This window comes from Shouchella rhizosphaerae, assembly GCF_900142675.1.
In the GTDB taxonomy this organism is placed as follows: Bacteria; Bacillota; Bacilli; order Bacillales; family Bacillaceae_D; genus Shouchella; species Shouchella rhizosphaerae.
Genome location: NZ_FRBS01000005.1, coordinates 58485 through 76485, shown reverse-complemented (window position 1 = coordinate 76485; position 18001 = coordinate 58485). Strand labels below are relative to the sequence as shown.

At 43.3% G+C, this 18001-nt stretch carries 21 protein-coding genes; 18 read left to right on the top strand and 3 right to left on the bottom strand.

What is annotated here, in order from left to right; all coding sequences use genetic code 11:
* Positions 1-123: 123 nt before the first annotated feature.
* The 4 genes from BUC05_RS14540 (at position 124) to BUC05_RS14525 (ending at position 4290) form a co-directional block, all read left to right on the top strand.
* Positions 124-771, top strand: a complete 648-nt coding sequence (locus BUC05_RS14540; protein WP_011248015.1) for a helix-turn-helix transcriptional regulator — start codon at positions 124-126, stop codon at positions 769-771.
* 176 nt (positions 772-947) lie between these two features.
* A complete protein-coding gene (locus BUC05_RS14535) occupies positions 948-2405 on the top strand; it encodes an oligosaccharide flippase family protein (protein WP_035202866.1) in 1458 nt (485 codons plus the stop codon).
* Positions 2402-3202, top strand: a complete 801-nt coding sequence (locus BUC05_RS14530) for a glycosyltransferase family 2 protein (protein ID WP_035202865.1) — start codon at positions 2402-2404, stop codon at positions 3200-3202. Before BUC05_RS14535 ends, BUC05_RS14530 begins: the two co-directional genes overlap by 4 nt.
* Positions 3199-4290, top strand: a complete 1092-nt coding sequence (locus BUC05_RS14525; RefSeq protein WP_035202864.1) for a glycosyltransferase — start codon at positions 3199-3201, stop codon at positions 4288-4290. The genes BUC05_RS14530 and BUC05_RS14525 overlap by 4 nt, the downstream gene beginning before the upstream one ends.
* Positions 4291-4398: 108 nt before the next feature.
* Here the strand turns inward: BUC05_RS14525 and BUC05_RS14520 are convergent, their stop codons facing one another.
* Positions 4399-4746 (bottom strand): hypothetical protein, encoded by a 348-nt coding sequence (locus BUC05_RS14520; RefSeq protein ID WP_035202863.1) that lies wholly within the window; start codon positions 4744-4746, stop codon positions 4399-4401.
* 267 nt (positions 4747-5013) lie between these two features.
* Here BUC05_RS14520 and BUC05_RS14515 point away from each other — a divergent pair, with 267 nt between their 5' ends.
* The 7 genes from BUC05_RS14515 (at position 5014) to BUC05_RS14485 (ending at position 11566) form a co-directional block, all read left to right on the top strand.
* Entirely contained in the window at positions 5014-6408 is a 1395-nt protein-coding gene (locus BUC05_RS14515) for a hypothetical protein (protein ID WP_035202862.1), read from the top strand.
* On the top strand, positions 6405-7775 hold the full coding sequence (locus BUC05_RS14510; protein WP_035202860.1) for a UDP-glucose dehydrogenase family protein: 1371 nt from the start codon (positions 6405-6407) through the stop codon (positions 7773-7775). Before BUC05_RS14515 ends, BUC05_RS14510 begins: the two co-directional genes overlap by 4 nt.
* 104 nt (positions 7776-7879) lie before the next feature.
* The gene (locus tag BUC05_RS14505) at positions 7880-8287 is read left to right on the top strand and encodes a hypothetical protein (RefSeq protein WP_011248008.1); all 408 of its coding nucleotides are present in this window, start codon (positions 7880-7882) and stop codon (positions 8285-8287) included.
* On the top strand, positions 8260-9012 hold the full coding sequence (locus BUC05_RS14500) for a glycosyltransferase family 2 protein (protein ID WP_035202858.1): 753 nt from the start codon (positions 8260-8262) through the stop codon (positions 9010-9012). Before BUC05_RS14505 ends, BUC05_RS14500 begins: the two co-directional genes overlap by 28 nt.
* Positions 9013-9137: 125 nt before the next feature.
* Positions 9138-10232: a glycosyltransferase family 4 protein gene (locus BUC05_RS14495; RefSeq protein ID WP_035202856.1), complete on the top strand. Its 1095-nt coding sequence runs from the start codon at positions 9138-9140 to the stop codon at positions 10230-10232.
* 113 nt (positions 10233-10345) lie between these two features.
* Positions 10346-11311 carry a Gfo/Idh/MocA family protein gene (locus tag BUC05_RS14490; protein WP_035202854.1) on the top strand — a complete coding sequence of 322 codons (966 nt, stop codon included), beginning with the start codon at positions 10346-10348 and terminating at the stop codon, positions 11309-11311.
* 75 nt (positions 11312-11386) lie between these two features.
* Positions 11387-11566, top strand: coding sequence for a CsbD family protein (locus BUC05_RS14485; protein WP_035202852.1), 180 nt, complete (start codon positions 11387-11389; stop codon positions 11564-11566).
* A 252-nt stretch (positions 11567-11818) separates the two neighbouring features.
* Here the strand turns inward: BUC05_RS14485 and BUC05_RS14480 are convergent, their stop codons facing one another.
* Positions 11819-12934 (bottom strand): AimR family lysis-lysogeny pheromone receptor, encoded by a 1116-nt coding sequence (locus tag BUC05_RS14480; RefSeq protein ID WP_035202851.1) that lies wholly within the window; start codon positions 12932-12934, stop codon positions 11819-11821.
* A 494-nt stretch (positions 12935-13428) separates the two neighbouring features.
* Here BUC05_RS14480 and BUC05_RS14475 point away from each other — a divergent pair, with 494 nt between their 5' ends.
* The 7 genes from BUC05_RS14475 (at position 13429) to BUC05_RS14445 (ending at position 17359) form a co-directional block, all read left to right on the top strand.
* Complete coding sequence (locus BUC05_RS14475; protein ID WP_062750915.1) at positions 13429-13824, top strand: DUF5082 domain-containing protein; 396 nt, start codon at positions 13429-13431, stop codon at positions 13822-13824.
* A gap of 5 nt (positions 13825-13829) precedes the next feature.
* A complete protein-coding gene (locus tag BUC05_RS14470) occupies positions 13830-14093 on the top strand; it encodes a DUF5344 family protein (RefSeq protein ID WP_041824021.1) in 264 nt (87 codons plus the stop codon).
* 17 nt (positions 14094-14110) lie between these two features.
* Positions 14111-15643, top strand: a complete 1533-nt coding sequence (locus BUC05_RS14465; RefSeq protein ID WP_073305191.1) for an LXG domain-containing protein — start codon at positions 14111-14113, stop codon at positions 15641-15643.
* Between the two features lie 14 nt (positions 15644-15657).
* On the top strand, positions 15658-15996 hold the full coding sequence (locus tag BUC05_RS14460) for a hypothetical protein (protein ID WP_041824017.1): 339 nt from the start codon (positions 15658-15660) through the stop codon (positions 15994-15996).
* Between the two features lie 140 nt (positions 15997-16136).
* Positions 16137-16451 carry a hypothetical protein gene (locus BUC05_RS14455; RefSeq protein WP_011247999.1) on the top strand — a complete coding sequence of 105 codons (315 nt, stop codon included), beginning with the start codon at positions 16137-16139 and terminating at the stop codon, positions 16449-16451.
* A gap of 273 nt (positions 16452-16724) precedes the next feature.
* Positions 16725-17054: a hypothetical protein gene (locus BUC05_RS14450; protein WP_073305189.1), complete on the top strand. Its 330-nt coding sequence runs from the start codon at positions 16725-16727 to the stop codon at positions 17052-17054.
* Positions 17055-17110: 56 nt separating this feature from the next.
* The gene (locus BUC05_RS14445) at positions 17111-17359 is read left to right on the top strand and encodes a hypothetical protein (protein ID WP_167369578.1); all 249 of its coding nucleotides are present in this window, start codon (positions 17111-17113) and stop codon (positions 17357-17359) included.
* A 107-nt stretch (positions 17360-17466) separates the two neighbouring features.
* Here the strand turns inward: BUC05_RS14445 and adaB are convergent, their stop codons facing one another.
* Positions 17467-18000: a methylated-DNA--[protein]-cysteine S-methyltransferase gene (gene adaB / locus BUC05_RS14440; protein WP_073305185.1), complete on the bottom strand. Its 534-nt coding sequence runs from the start codon at positions 17998-18000 to the stop codon at positions 17467-17469.
* Between the last annotated feature and the right edge of the window lies 1 nt (position 18001).

Genomic DNA, 18001 nt, shown 5'->3' with positions numbered 1-18001 from the left:
AAAAAGAATGTCTTTATAATACCGTGAAATCCTTTTAAAAATCAAGGGGGAACGCATTGCTTCTTTTCTGTTTTTATACGATATAGTAAACTAATGTGTAAGAGCAGCAGGAGGAGTGTAAACATGGAAAAACAAACAACGAAAGAGAAAATCCTCGAGTTGCTGAAAAAGCAAGTAGAGATGAGTGTCGGCGAATTAACGGATGCGCTCGGGATCACCCATATGGCTGTGCGCAAGCACTTGAATGTTCTTTTAAAAGACGGCTTTATCCAGTTTCGTGAAATAAAACAAGAAATAGGGCGGCCGCTGCAAATGTTTTCAATTTCAGAAAAAGGAGACCGCCTTTTCCCAAAAAATTATGAAGGGTTGACAGTCGACTTTTTGCACGACATTCGAGACCTTCATGGCGACGAATCCATCCATTATTTGTTTAAAAAACGGGAACTGCGTTTAACGGATCGTTATTTTAAGCGGATGGTCCATAAATCGCCTGAAGAAAAAATGGCCGAGCTAGCGAATATCCAAAACGAAAAAGGATACATGGCCGAAGTCACTCAGCATGATGCCCGGACATTTGAGCTTGTCGAGCATAACTGCCCTGTATTTGCAGTCGCCAAACAATTTAAAGCTGCCTGCCAATGCGAAACATCCTTGTTTAAAAATGTACTTGAAACGGAATCAGTCAAACGAGTGGCATGTCAATCAGACGGCGACACTGAATGTCGGTTCGTGATGGCCTTTTCAGAAAAACGGCAAGTGGAGCATCGTTGAGCGCTGATATGCGTATAAAGCGATAGCAAGTTAAAATTGTGTAAAAGATGTTAAACGTTCGCGCCTTTTGTAAAGAAGGGCGCTTTTTTCTTTTTGGCATGACTTTGCTACAATCATGCTGTCCATACTAGATGATAGAAGGAAATGGACGGGAAGGAAAAAGGTTGTGGTAAAACGTGCTTGCTAGACATGCATTTGCTTATCTCCTCTCACACGGGGTACCAGCATTGGTCGGGTTTCTCGGCATTGCCGTATATTCACGGATGCTCTCACCAGAACAGTACGGGCGCTACGCTCTTGTGCTTGCAGTGAGTGCACTCGTCAATGCCATTGTGTTTGAATGGCTGAAAGTCAGTGTGCTTAGGCATTACAAAAGCAGCAACCAAAGCGAAGCTTTTTATATGACGGTAAAAGTTGCTTTTATAGGGCTAATGGCCGGAACGCTAGCGATCGCAGCCATAACGTTGCTCGTTTCCGAGTGGCTGTCGCCGCCACTTGTGCTTTTAGCACTGTTGCTGTGTTGGGCCCAGGCATGGTACCAGTTGAATTTATCGCTTTTGCGGGCAGAACTTTCCCCTGTGAGGTATGGAAGGGTTGCGTTTGCCCGCTCACTGCTCGGGCTAATTTTAGGGATCTTGTTTATTGCGGCTGGGTACGGGGAAATAGGCTTGGTCATTGGAATTGTGGTCGGTTTGGTGCTGCCGCTCCTCCCTTTATTTTGGCAACGGTGGGGATGGCGTTTCCATCAAAAAGCAATGGACTACACGCTTTTACGGCAATTTGCGGCGTACGGATTGCCGCTTACGCTGACGTTGTTGCTTGGGATGGTGATTCATCAATCGGACCGGATTATTATTAGTGAAATGATTGGGATAGAAGCAACGGGTATGTATGCAGTGACATACGATTTAACGGAACAAACGATCTTTACCCTGATGTTAATTATCAATCTTGCTGCTTTTCCACTTGCTGTTAAGGCGCTTGAGGAAAAGGGGGAAGAAGCAGCGCGGGAGCAAGTAAAAGCCAATACTAGTCTATTGCTTGCTATAGGTATTCCGGCGCTTTGCGGTTTAGTCGTGCTTCGTGAAGGGGTTGCCGAGCTATTTTTAGGAGAAGCGTTTCGGGAGACGGCAGTGCTGCTCATGCCTTACATTGCCGTGGGCGCCTTGTTAAAAGGCTTTAAACTCTATGGCGTCGATATTATGTTTCACTTGTATAAGCAAACAAAGCTGCAAATGGTGCCAGTCGCAGTAGCTGCCATCGCCAATGTGATACTAACGATTGCCCTTCTTCCTACTTATGGCTTAGAAGGGGCCGCTTTCGCGACGGTGGTTGCTTATGGGTTGGCGATTGCTCTTGCGTGGCTGTTTATAAATAAGCAAATGGGGAGGCTGCCATTTCCGGGTAAAGATTTTGTAAAGGTTTTGTGTGCAACAGCGATCATGCTCCTTTGCATGTGGCCGTTTTTAGGCAGCGCTCACTGGGGCATGCTTATCCTTCAAGTGGGGATCGGAGGGCTAAGCTATGGTGTTGCCTGTTTGCTGCTTTTTCGGAAACAAGTACAGCGCATGTACAAAAAGGTAAATCGAAAACAAAATCAACCAGTCATTGAAAAAAGGGGAGACGGACAATGATTACATTTGTCGTGCCAACGCTTGGTGAACGATGCAACGAATTTGAACGATTGCTTGCCAGTTTGGATAAGCAAACGGATAAACGGTTTGAGTTAATTGTCGTGTCTCAAGGCAATTACGACCAAGTAGAGCAATGGCTGAGCGCTTTCCAGTTGCGCTCGACCCATATTAAACTAGGGGAGAAAGGCTTATCTAGAGCGAGAAATGCAGCTTGGCCAGCGCTGAAAGGCGACATAGTCTCTTTTTCCGATGACGATTGCTGGTACCCCCCTAATGCAGTCGAACGGGTACACAGCGCATTTGCGCAAGAAGGCGCTGATGCTTACTGCTTTCAAATTTATGACCCGATCCAACAAAGCCCGTATAAACACTATGACACATCGCCTGGCATTGTCCGAGGACGACGCGTTTGGAAAAAGTCCTCCATTGAGCTGTTTTTCCGCCAGACAGCAATTGAATCGCTGCGCTTTAATGAAGCATTCGGGCTTGGCGGAACGTATCCAAGCGGAGAAGAAAACTTGTTTTTGCGGCAATTTTTAGTGGCAGGCCATACACTGATGTACATACCTGAAACAATTGTATTCCATGAGAAACCGTCTCAAGCGTCGCGGCTCCAGGAGGCGCAATTGGTCAGCAAAGGCCCATTATTTAAAACAATGTACAACGGGCCGTTTGGCTTTGTCTTGCTTACCGCATTGTTTGCTAAAAAATATAGGCATTTAAAGCACCCAGCTGCGAGCTATGCGAAAGCGGTACGGGCATTGCTGGACTATAAGCCGAAGGAGGCAAGGCCGTGAAAATCGCGTTTGTGCTCTATTCGTTTGCAGCGGGTGGGGTTGAGCGGATGACGCTTCATTTAGCAGAGGCGTTTTTACAAAAAGGCAAGCAAGTCGATTTGCTTGTTATCCATCCTGAAGGCGAATACAAACAAGCCGTTCCAAAAGGCGTCAATCTTTTCGCGTTTGGCAAAAGTACGGCAAAGGAAGCGTTGCCAGGGATGATTTCTTATTTGCGCCGGGAGCAGCCAGACGTGGTTTGTTCCGCAAAAGACTACTTAAATGTCCTTGTAATTGCTGCTAAGAAGCTGAGCTTTTCGAAAGCACAGTTAATCGTCTCATGCCGCGTCCATTTGAGCGAGCAAGCACGGAAACAGCCTGGCCAGTTTCGCCGCATTAAAACAGCAGTTCGTTACAGTTATCGCTTTGCCGATGACGTCGTTGGCGTCTCCAAAGGCGTAGCTGAAGACATCAAGACAATTGCCCAATTGCCTGATGAAAAGGTTCATGTCATCTATAACCCAGTTGTGACGAAAACGTTAGAGGAAAAGATGGAACAGCCTGTTAACCACTGTTTTTTTGAAGAAAGGAATGCCAAAGTCATTGTCACAGTTGGCCGCTTGCATGTGCAAAAAGACTATCCTACCCTATTGCGGGCATTTGCGAATCTACAACAAAACGAGTTGCCCGAAGCAAGGCTGCTATTTATAGGCGATGGGGAAGAAAACGAACCGTTGAAAAAACTCGCTTTTGAGTTAGGCGTCAGTTCTGTTGTTGATTTTGCTGGTTTCCAACCGAACCCTTACGCCTATATGAAAAAAGCGCATGTGTTTGCCCTTTCTTCCGCTTGGGAAGGGTTTGGAAATGTGATTGTGGAAGCACTTGCGACTGGGACTCCTGTCGTTGCGACAGACTGTCCAAGTGGGCCAAGGGAAATTTTAGCGGACGGGAAATATGGTCAATTGGTTCCAGTGGGCGACACAGTGGCGTTGGCACAGGCAATGAAAGACGCTTTGCTTAGCCATCATGACGAAGCGGAATTAATAAGCCGTGCTCGTGAATTTACAGTAGAAGCTTGTGCTGCCGCCTATGAAACATTATTTCGTTAGGTGGGGAAAGTCTCTTTTTTGCGGCTATCCTTCTAGCCATAGGCGAACATTCCCATTTACAAATAAAAAGATAAGAGGGGCTTCCTTTATGGGGGCCCCTCTTATCTTTTATGGAAACGTGAGTGCGGCGATTTTAAAGACGCCACTATCTTCTGTTTCTGTCCAATCAGCAACGTAAAGCAACTCGCCTTCCGTATCGTAACGGTAAATCCGGTTTTCGGCCAGCATGTAGCGTGTGTGTTCATGTTCAGACAGCAGCGTCTGCAGTTTTGTATAAGCGTCTTCCTCGATGGCGGCTTGTTGGGCGAGCAACGATTGGAATTGCTGCTCGGATAGTTCAGACGCATTGTTGCGCAAATAGCTGTCTCCTTCAAGGGCGCTGCGGATGACGAGCGTTTTCTCCCCGCATCCTCCTAGGAATAGCAGCAACATAACTGCAAAAGTCAGCTTTTTCATGATGACATTCAGCTCCTTGCTCCATTGTGCCCTAAGTATAGCGCGCTTAGACGCAGAAGTGTAGATGGCAGAAAACGGATTGTAAAGGCGAAAAAAGGACATGCTAACAAGAGTTATCCTCCGTCAGAAGTGGGTTTACCGATTTTAAGGCTGGCAAATTTTTTACAAAGGGCGAGAAACTTTAACCAATTCTTTACACCGCCTTTATAAATGCTCTTTGTTTGCGTGATACGATGGCGACAGTTCACGTTGAAAGGATCTTCATGTATGCAATCTTACCGAATTCCGTATGTCATTTCTGCGCATGTGCCTGCTTTTGCTTTCGCAGTGGCAGGTGTTTATGCAGCACTGGCTCCAGTAGCCGTCTCCCACGTGTTCCAACATGTTTTGTTTGTGCCCAGCTCAGTGCTATTGACTGGGTTAGCGATTTTTCTATTGGGACTAGCCTGGTTTTCGCGTAGTGAAGGAGTCTATGTAAGACAATTACAGCCAATCGCGATTAGTATGCTTGCCGCTGTCGTTATTCCAGCACTTTTAGCGACGATTGCTGCCGGCTATGCTTTAACGGTTTTCCAATCAACCGAGTATACCGCCTACATACAGCAGGCGTTGCCGCGCAGGCTGATGAACCTCGGTTTATTTGCTTCTTTAACCATTCTGATCTTGCTGTTTTTAAAACAGGCGCCTTTGCGGATGACCCGTTCTCTGCTTATTGGCTATTTGACAGGCGCAAGCCTCCTTGTCATAGGAGGGATCTGGCAGTTTCTCCATTTTTCGATTGGATATCCGATGCCGGGGTTCGAAACGCGGGCGTTTGTGCATAGTGTTAGTCAAGATGTGCTCATAAATTTTCGACTAACTTCCTTTACTGATGAGCCAAGTTTTCTCGTTCCATTTTTAATTGATGGCCTAATTATCGGCGTGCTGCTTTTCACGAGAAAAAGCTACGCGTTGTATAGCATTTCGGCCGTGCTGGTCTTGTTGCTTTCTTTTTCCGTCAGTGGTTATGCCAACTTGGCGCTTGTTGGGGCGGCCGCCGTTGTGTTGCTGTTTTCCCGGGGATGGATATCGAAACGAGTCGGCCTCTACGCCGCCTTAGCGTTGCTCCTATTCGCTGTTTTAGCAACGCTTGCTTTTCCGCAAGTCGTAATCGGTTTATTTATGCCGATTATCGGCCGTTTAGACAGCCTGTTTGATGTGATGCATCATAGCCGTTTGTATATGCTCGTGTTCCCATTTGTGTGGCTGTTTGATTATTCTTTCGTCAACGCTTTGTTTGGATACGGGCCAGGAGGATATGACTTTTTGGCACGAACAAAATTTTTAAGCCACCAAGGCGCTGTTAGCGGCACATCAAACAATGTGTTTGTCGATTTGCTATTCGAACATGGGATGATTGGCGGCATGACTTTTGCTATCGTCTTTCTAGCTGTGTTTGTCTATTTGTGGAAAAAGCGAAATGGCCATTTTTACTATTCGGTTGCCTTGGTGTTGTGGCTCCATTTAGGAGTGACCTCCTTGTACCGCTCTGATTTTGTCTCACCGCGATTTTGGATTCTAGTTGCGATTACTGCTGGTTTAGCCGAGATGGCGAGGAGAGGCTTGTTTTTTCAAGCACATCAGGATCACCATACATCAGAAAAGAAGGTGGAAACGTTATGAAGCTTTGTGTGATCGGAACGGGATATGTCGGACTTGTGTCGGGAGTGTGCTATAGCCACATTGGCCATGAAGTTGTTTGTGTCGACCGAGATCAGGAAAAGATCAAGCGTCTTAGCCAAGGAGAAGTACCGATTTTTGAACCGGGACTCGAAGATATGCTAGCAAGCAACATGGCGGCAGGACGGCTATCGTTTACGACCCGTTTGTCTGAAGGGCTGGCCGGGGCAGATGCGGCGATTATAGCCGTTGGTACGCCAGCTCGGGCAGATGGATCGGCAAATTTGGATTATGTGGAAGCAGTCGCCAAGGAGATTGGCTCATGTATAAAAACGGGGCTTGTCGTCATTACGAAAAGCACCGTTCCAGTCGGAACAAATCGCAAAGTGAAGAACTGGATTGCTGAAACTTGCGGACACGAAGATTTCGAAGTTGCCTCCTGCCCAGAGTTTTTGCGAGAAGGCACTGCCATAGCCGACACGCTTGAAATGGAGAGAGCGGTCATTGGCGTAGAAAGCGTCAACGCGGAACGGCTCCTCCGCGACTTGCACAAACCGTTTCAGACAACCATTGTCACGTGCAATCTCGAAACGGCAGAAATGGCTAAGTACGCAGCCAATGCGTTTTTAGCAACAAAGATTAGCTTTATTAATGAAGTCGCCAACGTCTGTGAACAAGTTGGCGCCGATGTCACTTCTCTTGCCGAAGCCATCGGTTTGGATCACCGGATTGGACGCCACTTTTTAAAAGCTGGCATCGGTTACGGGGGTTCTTGTTTCCCGAAAGACACGCAAGCGTTTATCCGCGTCGCCCAACAAGCAGGCTACGACCTGCAAATTGTGCCTGCAGTAGAACGAGTCAATGCTGCCCAGCGCCTAACGGTTGTCCATAAACTGAAAACAGCACTCGGTCATAATTTGGCAGGCAAACAGATTGCGATGCTAGGTCTCGCGTTTAAGCCAAATACAGACGACATGCGGGCTGCTCCCGCCCTTGATGTGTATCCAGCGCTAGAACGTGAACAGGCAAATACGGTTGCTTTTGATCCGATTGCCACCGAGCAAGCAAAAGCAGCGTTGCCTGGCATTCAACTAGCAAACACATGGCAACAAGCAGTCAAAGATGCTGATGCTGTTCTGCTCCTAACGGATTGGGAGACATTTAAGGACATTTCCTTGCCAGAGTTGAAAAAGTTGACGAAGCAACCGATCGTCATTGACGGCCGCAACATGTTCGACCCTAAAGAAATGGAAATGCACGGCTTTTATTACGATTCAGTCGGCAGGCCGGTCGTTGATGGGCGGCTTGAACGCATCCGTGAATGGGAAGATCTTGTGCTGGGGGTTTATGACCGCTTCGCCAATGGATAGATGTTGAACCTGAATGATGTTGCTGACTTTGTCGGCAACATCATTCAAATTGTCTATTATCTGGAGCACGACTCTTTGTTGTAGGACAAGCAAAGGAGGAGACCATGCTAAAAAATTCCCTAATTGCCTGTGGCATTTTGCTGTTTTTAAGTGGTTTCTTTTTTTTAGATGAGGGAGAAGCCAATCCATATAAAGAAGAAACCACGACCATTGACCAGAAGACTTTTATGGAAGTAAAGCTTGCTCATGAAGCTGCAAAATATGTACTCGAGAATCACGAGCAGCAATGGTACAGCCATCATTTTACAAGAACACTTTCGGAAGAAGAACAAGCTGCTTTTCTTGCTATTTCGTTAGAAAAAGAGGCCGAAGTTGCAGAAGAAGGGGAAGAACAGGTGGCCCTTTCTTATAATGGCACGGTCGTCTCGTATGAAAAAGTGGACAATGTTTGGAAAATAGCGCAAGTGGAGGAGGCGCATAGGCAGTGGAACAACAACCACTTGTATCAATAATTACTCCTGTTTATAATTGCGAGACCTTTTTACATGAGACGATTGAATCCGTTTTAGCGCAAACATATGCCAATTGGGAGCTATGGCTGATCAATGATGCTTCTAGCGATGGCAGTAAGTACATTGCTGCTCAATTTGCAGAAGCGGACAGCCGAATCAAGCTCATTGATTTAGAAAAAAACTGCGGTGCAGCAGTGGCGCGTAACAAAGGCCTGGAAAGGGCAGAAGGCAAGTATGTGGCTTTTTTGGATGGCGATGATCTGTGGCGGCCTCAGAAATTAGAGAGGCAAGTCGGTTTTATGGAGGAGACAGGCCATTTGTTTTCGTTTACGAGTTACCGGATTATGAGAGAGGATGGTACAGAGCGCAGCAAAGTGGTTGAAGCGCCGTCTGTCGTCACGTACGAGCAGTTGCTTTCCAACACGATTATTGGGTGTTTGACTGTCATGTTAAATCAAGATGCATTAGGAACGCTGCAAATGCCTACAATAAGGACGAGACAAGATTTCATGCTGTGGCTTTCAATATTGAAGAATGGCTACTCCGCTTACGGAATAAAGGAGGAGCTGGCGGTATACCGCAAAGTAGGCAACTCAATATCAAGCAACAAATGGCAAGCGGCGAAACGAAACTGGGAAATTTACCGAAAACATGAGGAACTGCCCTGGCTGAAAGCGTGCCGTGTTTTTGTCGGTTACGCGTGGAATGGGATGAAAAAATTGTAAGGAATTTAAAGCGTTTTAAGGGTTCATGAAGAACATGTAAATTGTCCCTTTTATTCGATAGATTTTGCTATTCTTGCTTAAGTAGCAACTTGATAAAAAGAATAGCAAAAGCGAGGGTGGCAAACATGGAAGCTTACATACTTGCAATCATTAGCAGCTTTGCGGCAGCCATCGCGGTCACACCCCTTGTGATCAAATGGGCACATCGCTTTGGCTTTGTCGATCAGCCAAACAAGCGAAAAGTACATCAAAAACCAATGCCTCGCATAGGCGGTTTAACCTTTATTTTTGGGACAGGAATCGGATTGTTGGCAGTGGCAGACCAGCTGGCGGCTGATTGGCAAACGACAGTAGCAATTTTGGCAGGCGCTTTACCAATCATAGCCATTGGCTTACTTGATGATAAGTTGGCGCTCCGAGCTAGAACGAAGTTGTTGTTCCAACTTCTCTCCGCCTCGATTGTCGTCATCGGCTCCGGAGTGTCGATTGACTTTATTTCAATCCCGTTTGGAGAACGGATTGACTTAGGCCTGTTAAGCAGTATTGTAACAGTGATATGGCTGATTGCGATGATGAATGCCATTAATTTAATAGATGGCCTGGACGGGCTTGCTGCAGGCGTGGCCATCATTGCGCTAAGCACAATGCTAGTCATTGCGGCAGGAAACCCAGCTGCTTATGGGCTTGTCTTCGCCTTTGGATTCCCTTTAATTGGTAGTATTGGCGGGTTTTTGATATTTAACTTTCATCCAGCGAAGTTCTTTATGGGCGATACAGGCTCGCTGTTTCTCGGATACATGATCGGGATTTTATCAACAATGGGCTTTTTCAAAAGTGTAACGATTGTCAGCGTCGTGGTGCCTCTGTTCATACTCGGCGTACCCATTCTTGATACCGTGTTTGCGATTATCCGCCGCAAACTGAACCGACAAAAAATTGGTTCGCCGGATAAAGGCCATCTTCACCACTGCTTATTAAACAGAGGATACGGCCACAGGCAGGCGGTGTTGACGATTTATGGCGTTAGCCTCTTGTTCGCAGCTTGTGCAATTCTTTTGTCCATGTCAAGCTTATGGTTCTCACTGCTCGTGTTGATCGTTGTCGCTTTGCTGATCCAACTATGTGCAGAGTGTATAGGCTTAATTGGCGAAAAACGAAAACCACTTTTAAATACGATTAGAAAATGGGCAGGCGCAGGGGCGCCATTAAGAAGCAAATAACAAAGCTCTGGTGCAGTCAGCTGGCACCGGGGCTTTGTCCGTTTCAAGCGGAATGCTGGCATATCATGGCACAGATCAGGTACGATTAGGAAAAACGCCTTGGAGGAGATAGTATGACAACGATCAATTGGGCAATACTTGGCCCAGGAGCCATCGCCAGCGATTTTGCCCAAGCACTAAACAACATCAACGGAACGATTTATGCAGTCGGTTCAAGATCGATTGAAAAAGCGCAGGCGTTTGCAAGCAAATTTGATGTCAAGCATGCGTTTGGAAGCTATGACTCCTTGCTTCACGATGAAAACATTGACGCCGTTTATATTGCAACGCCCCATTCCAACCACTATGAATACATTAAAAAAAGTTTGCAAAGTGGAAAACATGTTTTATGCGAAAAGGCAATCACGGTAAACGGCCAACAGCTTGAAGAATTAATGAGCCTCGCAAAAGAAAAACAACTTGTGCTGATGGAAGCAATGACCCTTTTTCACATGCCGCTCTATGCCAAGTTACAACAGGTGATTCGTTCAAATACGCTAGGGCCTGTCAAAATGATCAATGTCACATTTGGCAGTTTAAAGGAAGCGAACCCGCAAAATCGTTTTTTTAATAAAGAACTTGCCGGCGGGGCGATTTTAGACATTGGCACCTATGCGTTATCGTTTGCGCGCTTTTTTTTAGAAAGCCAGCCACATGAAGTGTTGACGACGGTCAAGCCGTTTGAAACAGGCGTTGATGAACAGTCGGGAATTGTCCTTAAAAACAAACAAGAACAGTTGGCAACAATTGCACTAGCAATGCGCTCGAAAATGCCGAAGCGAGGCATTGTCGCCTGTGAAGGGGGCTACATAACCGTCGATGACTTCCCACGGGCCCAATCAGCGCTGCTCACTTATCCTGATGGCTCAACCGAGGAAATCACCGCAGGCCAGACAGAACATGCCCTCCAATACGAAATCCAAGCGATGGAAGCAGCAATAGCCGGCCAAGGAGACACACATATAGCGCTCTCCCGCGATGTAATGGAGCTAATGGATACCGTTCGCCGCCAATGGGGCATCACGTATCCATTTGAGTAACCGCAGAAAAAGAAGTTTAACATAGCCCGATAACGTCTATTTAGATAAATACACATCTAAAAGGAGGCGTTATCGATGGCAAACGGAACAACCGACAAAATGAAAAGCGCAGCAAACAAAGCAAAAGGAGCAACCAAAGAAGCTGCCGGAAAAGCGGCAGACAATAAAAAAATGCAAGCAGACGGCAAGAAAGACAAACTAAAAGGCAAAGCCCAAGAGATGGAGGGGGAAGCTAAAGAGAGGATGAAGGAGTAAAATAGGCTTAGTATTGGGACAAGAGATATAGAAAACCAAAAAGGTTCCGATCATCTAAAAAGGATGATTAGAACCTTTTTGTAATTATTTTTGCTAGCTAAGTCCCAACCTCGTTTAAAAGCTGTCGGCCCCGCCAACCCCTCCTAAGGGCTGGTGACTATCCATAGTAGTAGGATATAAGGGAGAAGAACTTAAAACAAAGGCTACTAATAAGGCTACTGATAGTTGTCTTATCATTTTTTAAGCCTCCTTTTAGTTGAGCGTTGTTAATATCAATTTGTCGAATTCTTCAAACATCCAATAACAGACAGGAATCTCTCCTTCCTTTGCTGCAATCTTTAAAGCGTTCATATAGAAAGAAATGTTATTTGTAGCTTTAGCACGATAAAAAAAGCTATATTTTGAAGCACCGTACTTACTTTCCTGTAAATTTAACAATTCTAATGCTCTTTTTCTATTGCCTCTTACTATATGTTGGTGTGCTTGTTCCTCTAAATCAACTTTTTCATTTAAATCAATATACTTATTATGAAGATTATGCAAAAATACAATATCTTGATATAAAATACTATCTATTTGGTCGTGGGCATTAATTTCCTCATAAATAGATATTGCTAACTGAAAATGCTCATAGGATTGATCGAATTTGTTTTTTTGATATAGATAAATTTGTCCTAAAATCCTATAAGCAGCTCCTAAGAGGATGTTTTCTGAAGTTGGATTAACAACAGTGCTTAAAGCATAAAGTTCTGCCTTCTCAAAGTCAGCATGAGTATTCAAGTAGCCTAGAGCTAAGTTACAAGAAAAACGAGCAGCGAAGACAGTTTTTAAGTATCGATTGTCCAATTGACTAATCGTAATTTCAAGTTTTTGTAGTAAATAAAATGCAGTTTGTAATTGTTTCATCCTTAAAAAGGCTGTGAATTCTAAAAGCTTTAATTTTATATAAGTAGCATCATGTTCGTTCGTAGCCAACAAAGATTGGGTACTAATTAAAAGATTCTCAGCCGATATGTTATTCTCTAATAAACGCTTTCCTAAACTATAAACTTTACAGCAATGAGTCAATAATACATCGTTTTGGTGACGATTGATAAGATAATCAATAAGTGCTAAATCTTTATAAACAAAAGCAAATTCAAATGAAGAATAAACCTCTTGGAGCTTCTTAGCGTCTTTACAATATGAAATCATGAGAGGTTTGAAATGATCTTCATCCACATACTTCACGATCGTCAATATATCCTCAAACTCTAGCGAAGGATACTTTTTGGTCAATTGTACAACCGAATCGTATGTAAGCGTTTGTCCACGTTTCATGCCTTCTTTTGCCAGTAACGCCTTGTTTTCTTCACTGATCCAAGCCAAGCTGGTCACCTCCACGATATCCGGTGTACTAGCACTATAACATAAAAAAGTGCTAGCAATAGCGGGTTTGACATTGGGAAAATTCGTTTATTGCAGTTGGGAATTTTCCATTTTTGAAGAATGAAAACATGAAAAATCCTTAAAATGGCAGTTAGGTAAATGTCATTCCTAGTAACTAATAGTATATTTCCCAATAAAAGGGTAAGTTTGTCTGGGCGTTTATTTACTTTAAGTTAAGATTTGCCTACTGTTATTCAAACGGCCAAAGCTGTTGGTCTCAAAGGCGTTTGGGGGAACGTTTGATCAAAGAGAAACCGTCATTGTTAAAGTTTACGATTGACCTCGCCTGTCTTAGTCCGAGGCTTATTTTTGTCGCAGCACACTTTCGACTTTATCACTTGTAATTACCTGGTTTTTTTAGGCTTGAAATAGTTGAACATGTAAAAGGATTCTTTTATGCTTGATATATATGGAAAAAGAAGGGGTATATACGAATGGATTATTCAGCAAACATTACCCAGTTGAGAAATGAAGTTGGTTCGCTTCGTGGGGAAATTGCGTCCATCCAGCAAGATATCAGGCGTCTTCAAGAGGCGAAAAGCACTCTTATGGAACAACAGGTCTCTTTCCATCACGAAAAGGCACAGTTACAAGAACCAGGTTTAACCGCTGGGGTATGGCATGGAAACGAAGCAAATGACCATGACACCAAGCGTTCTAGTTTAGAAACGTCTTATCGAGCCTCTGAAGACCAGTTGGAAGAGATCATTTCCTCAATTGAAAGGAAAATCAACCTTTTGCGAAGTGATATTCAACACGCACACACACTTATTGACGTTAAACAATCGCAAGTAGCGATGTTCAAGCGTCTGCAAAATGAATCAGGGTGATGAAAATGGCAGAAATCAAAGTGAATGAAAGTAACGCATTAGAAGTGTTTCAACATGTCACAAATGCTGCAACTGGCTTAGCTTCAATAGAAGCAACAATTGAAATGGCAACATCATCACTTGATGTTCTTGAGCAACTTAACCACTTGGAGAAAGCATATCAAGCGCAGCTCAAGTCGTATATGGAAACGTTAAACAAAACGAAACAAGAGAGCCAACAGCTAATTAAAATATACGGGGAAATAGACCGGGCTTTGGCCAATCAATGAAGAAAGGAGCATAGCTAATGAAAAAGTATGTTGCCTCTGATTTTTTCTCTGCCCTCGATAAGATCGACTCGGACATGAATCAGTACACAGAGACATTGAGCAACATTCATTCTGCTATTCAAGGCGTCGTGAATTTGGGAGACAATCTCACAGGGCAAGGCGGAGAAGCGCTCAAAAACTTTTACGCCAATAACCATGTGCCGCTGCTTTCCTATTGGACGATGGCCTGCCAACAAGTTAAAATAGCTACGGCAAAAATGCGGATGAACGCGCTAAGCTTTGAGAGCAGCGATGCAGTGATTGATGAAAGCTTTATTGAAGGAGAAGTCATTCCTCAATTAGAAAAAAATCAGCGAAGAATCCAACAACATCAAGACAGAATTAATGGTGTTGTTGATAGCGTCTCGGATATTGTGTCTTTGCCTAAAATTGACACAAGCGCCGTACAAAAAGGGATACACGAAGCGAAGCAGCATGCAATGAATACGGTTGAAAAGCTCTATGCTTTCGACCATGCGCAATCAGCAGCGGTCGATCAACTGATTTCGTTGATGGCGCCAATTAGCTCGTTTGTTGCAGGCTTAAATGGGGCGATTGAATCAGGTGTTAGCATTACGGCACTTGCCGGCTACATTGCTTCCCAAGATGTGCCACCAGAAATAAAAGCGATGCATCCGATGTTAAATGGCACGTATAATGTATTGACTCCATATCAGAACTTTAACGACCAAGCGGTACATACACAGAACTTCTTGCTTTCACCAAATCCGTTTGGATTTATTCATTTTAACAATCCGTTCATCTTAAATGCGGCTAAGCGACTTTATTTGGCTGGTGGCCATATCGATGTGGTTCATCATTACTCGCCAGATCATCAGATTGCAGGTACAACTGTCGACGCGAACGGGAACGAAATTCAAGATGTGGCCAAGATGGGGCAAGGCGAGATTATCAACGATTGGGGAGACGGGCATGTTGAAGTAAAAGGGGAGTACGTAGATATAGAAGCGTTAAAAGACGCTGGGGTACGTGTACATACGTTTACTACCGTGTCAGGTAAAGAACTTCATTATACGGTTGAAAATGGAGAATTTATCTTATTTAGAAACGATCCTGATGTACACTATTATACAAATGGATACACGCAAACAAAGTCTAACGTTATCATAAGTCACTTAACAACGTTTTTTGGTGGAATTATAGGTTATAGAATAGGTAAATCCTTCTCTCGTGGTGATTCTAAAAAAATAAATAACAGTAATAAGGACGCCGGTGAGATAAAAGAAAAAAATGATAAAACAATTGTTGATTTCGGAAAAGATTATGGTAAAAACCTTGTGATAGGTAGTTTGCCTATTATTGGAACGCCGATGCCCAAAACAGGAAGTCAGGAGATAATTGTTTGGCTAAGTGATGATGAAGGTAAAACGTGGGATACAAAAGTGCACATCGAAGTCGAACCTAATGGGGAAGTTAGAATAGGCGACTATGAAGACCGAAAAAATATTGTAGATAAAGTAATTGAATACTTTACAAAAGATAATAAGTGAGGCAGGTGAGATATATGGAAGAACCAACTACATCTATGACTTTTTGGAATAAAATACAGGCATTTCTGTTAATGCCGCTTTATATGATGGCAGTTTCATTATCATTGTATTTTGTTACTTCCTTAACTTTTATAAAAGCAGAAGGAGTCATAACCATTTTGATTTTAACTATTGGTTTTTGTTGGGTATACGTTCCAATTAGTAACAAATTTCACTTTAACACTCTTTATTATCAGGACAAATCCATGTCTATCAAAGAAAAAGTTAAAAAAAATAGTCGCGCTATAGCAGAATATAGCATCGTAGCTGCATTCTTTGCAGGGATCGCTTTCCTATACCACTTCACACAATAATGAAACACCGTAATTTTCATCTCAAAATGTAAAATAACGTATAATTCGAATTGAATTTAGAGCAATCTATTTCATAATTTGAGAGGTGTTCCTTAAGATAACAAGTAGGTGATTAGATGGAACAGCATGAGAAAAGATAGATGGACTTACGTAACAAATTTCAAGCTTTTGTGTTGATGCCTGGCATTATTATGTTAGTAGCGTGGATGCTCTATTTTATTTTCACTTTAGGGAAAACAAATTATCAAGGGGTGATTCCAGTAATTGCAGCCCCTTTGATTATTTGTTGGGTATGTAATCCCTTCTTTGAAATAAACGAATATAAGGAGATGTTTTATGAGGATGCGGATATGCCCCTCAAAGACAAAATAATGAAATATATACCAACACTTGCAGGATATGCAGTAACCACTATCGGTATTGCAGTTTGTGCATTGATTATGCATCACGGATAAATTTTTCCGTCTCGAAACCAAGAGGTTCATCTATATTCGAGACGGAATTTGTTTGAAACATCAACTATAAACCTATTAGCTTTTATTTTAATATAGAGACATGTACCTTTTCCTTCTGCTGGTGGAATAAGTACTGATGAAGGGGAAACATGGGATACAAAAGTGTATATAGAAGTTGATGCAAACGGAAAGGCTCATATGAGTGAGTACGAAAACCGTTCCTCCCCAGGGGTTTTTGGTTGGCTATATGACCGATAAAGGAAGTGTTAGCACTTGGCAGATCGAAAATTAAACAAAAAAAACAAGCTTTTAGCATTTGTGTTTATGCCTCTGTATATGATTGGCCTATTTATCATTGTGTATACTGTAACACTTTTATCGAATGGCTGGTCATATGATCTAATTTCCATTATTGTCTTTATTTTTGCCACTTGCTTCGTTTGCTACATAGCCGCACCAAAATTGAATGCATTTCAGTTTCAACACATTTATGTAGTAAACGAACATTTATCTCTAACCCAAAAAATAAAAGAGTTTAAAGGCATGTATATCATGATAGGTTCTTTTTCAATGGCTACAGGGTTACTTTTTGGACTTACCTAAAATGATTCCCCTCAAGTCGCTAAGGGGAAATACACGATCGAAAGGTGGTAAAGAAAATGAGAGAACCTGCTAAACAAGAGATTATTGATAAACTGGAGCTTGTGCTACAAAATAAACTTACAAAAGAAGAAGTGGCTGACTGGGCCTCCAAATATGTGGTGACAGACGATCACCCTGTAACGGATCTAACTGTTTTCAAGTTTTTAACAGTTGTCTCAGGCCTAGATACGCTATTGGCTCCTGGAGAATACATGTATGATGATGGTGATATTAAGAATTGGATTAACAAGTATTCGAACAAGTGATTATGTAGTCATTCCCGCAAATTAGCGGCGGGGATTTTTTGTTTTATTCCACTCTACCCAATTTACGGTAGGACTAGGATCCCCGTGACGGAACCTACTTTCACTAATCACTCATTGCTCGATAAGCCTTGTCTTTCCAAATCCAAAAGCCGTGTCTTCATTTCTAATCCACCACGGTAGCCAGTTAATGATCCATTCTTTCCTACTACACGATGACATGGTACGGTGATTAATACTGGATTCGCTCCAATCGCCGCCCCTACAGCTCGAACGGCTGCTGGTTTATTTATAGAATTGGCAATGTCGGAATAGGACCTAGTTTGTCCGTACGGAATTGCACAAAGTGCGTTCCAGACTGCAAGCTGGAATGCTGTTCCATCGTAATCAAATGAAACCGTAAAGGTTTTCCGTTTTCCTTCTAAATACTCGGTGATTTCAACCGCATAGGGCTCAAGCTTTTCAGCTGCTTCCACCAAAGGACTTCTGCTAAAGCGCTTCTTAGCCCATTCGGACAATTCCTCGAATGGTTTGTTCGGTGAGCCAACAAACGCAAGTCCCTTAGATGTGGAAGCAATATAAAAATTCAAATCCTTAAACGTTAGCAAAGACCAATAAAGGATTGGTTTGTTCTTTGATTCCATT

Excerpts from the sequence above, each read along its gene's own strand:
- BUC05_RS14540 (WP_011248015.1), top strand. The coding sequence starts at position 124 with ATGGAAAAACAAACAACGAAAGAGAAAATCCTCGAGTTGCTGAAAAAG.
- BUC05_RS14530 (WP_035202865.1), top strand. The coding sequence starts at position 2,402 with ATGATTACATTTGTCGTGCCAACGCTTGGTGAACGATGCAACGAATTT.
- BUC05_RS14520 (WP_035202863.1), bottom strand. The coding sequence starts at position 4,746 with ATGAAAAAGCTGACTTTTGCAGTTATGTTGCTGCTATTCCTAGGAGGA.
- BUC05_RS14515 (WP_035202862.1), top strand. The coding sequence starts at position 5,014 with ATGCAATCTTACCGAATTCCGTATGTCATTTCTGCGCATGTGCCTGCT.
- BUC05_RS14510 (WP_035202860.1), top strand. The coding sequence starts at position 6,405 with ATGAAGCTTTGTGTGATCGGAACGGGATATGTCGGACTTGTGTCGGGA.
- BUC05_RS14505 (WP_011248008.1), top strand. The coding sequence starts at position 7,880 with ATGCTAAAAAATTCCCTAATTGCCTGTGGCATTTTGCTGTTTTTAAGT.
- BUC05_RS14495 (WP_035202856.1), top strand. The coding sequence starts at position 9,138 with ATGGAAGCTTACATACTTGCAATCATTAGCAGCTTTGCGGCAGCCATC.
- BUC05_RS14490 (WP_035202854.1), top strand. The coding sequence starts at position 10,346 with ATGACAACGATCAATTGGGCAATACTTGGCCCAGGAGCCATCGCCAGC.
- BUC05_RS14485 (WP_035202852.1), top strand. The coding sequence starts at position 11,387 with ATGGCAAACGGAACAACCGACAAAATGAAAAGCGCAGCAAACAAAGCA.
- BUC05_RS14475 (WP_062750915.1), top strand. The coding sequence starts at position 13,429 with ATGGATTATTCAGCAAACATTACCCAGTTGAGAAATGAAGTTGGTTCG.
- BUC05_RS14470 (WP_041824021.1), top strand. The coding sequence starts at position 13,830 with ATGGCAGAAATCAAAGTGAATGAAAGTAACGCATTAGAAGTGTTTCAA.
- BUC05_RS14465 (WP_073305191.1), top strand. The coding sequence starts at position 14,111 with ATGAAAAAGTATGTTGCCTCTGATTTTTTCTCTGCCCTCGATAAGATC.
- BUC05_RS14460 (WP_041824017.1), top strand. The coding sequence starts at position 15,658 with ATGGAAGAACCAACTACATCTATGACTTTTTGGAATAAAATACAGGCA.
- BUC05_RS14455 (WP_011247999.1), top strand. The coding sequence starts at position 16,137 with ATGGACTTACGTAACAAATTTCAAGCTTTTGTGTTGATGCCTGGCATT.
- BUC05_RS14445 (WP_167369578.1), top strand. The coding sequence starts at position 17,111 with ATGAGAGAACCTGCTAAACAAGAGATTATTGATAAACTGGAGCTTGTG.
- adaB (WP_073305185.1), bottom strand. The coding sequence starts at position 18,000 with ATGGAATCAAAGAACAAACCAATCCTTTATTGGTCTTTGCTAACGTTT.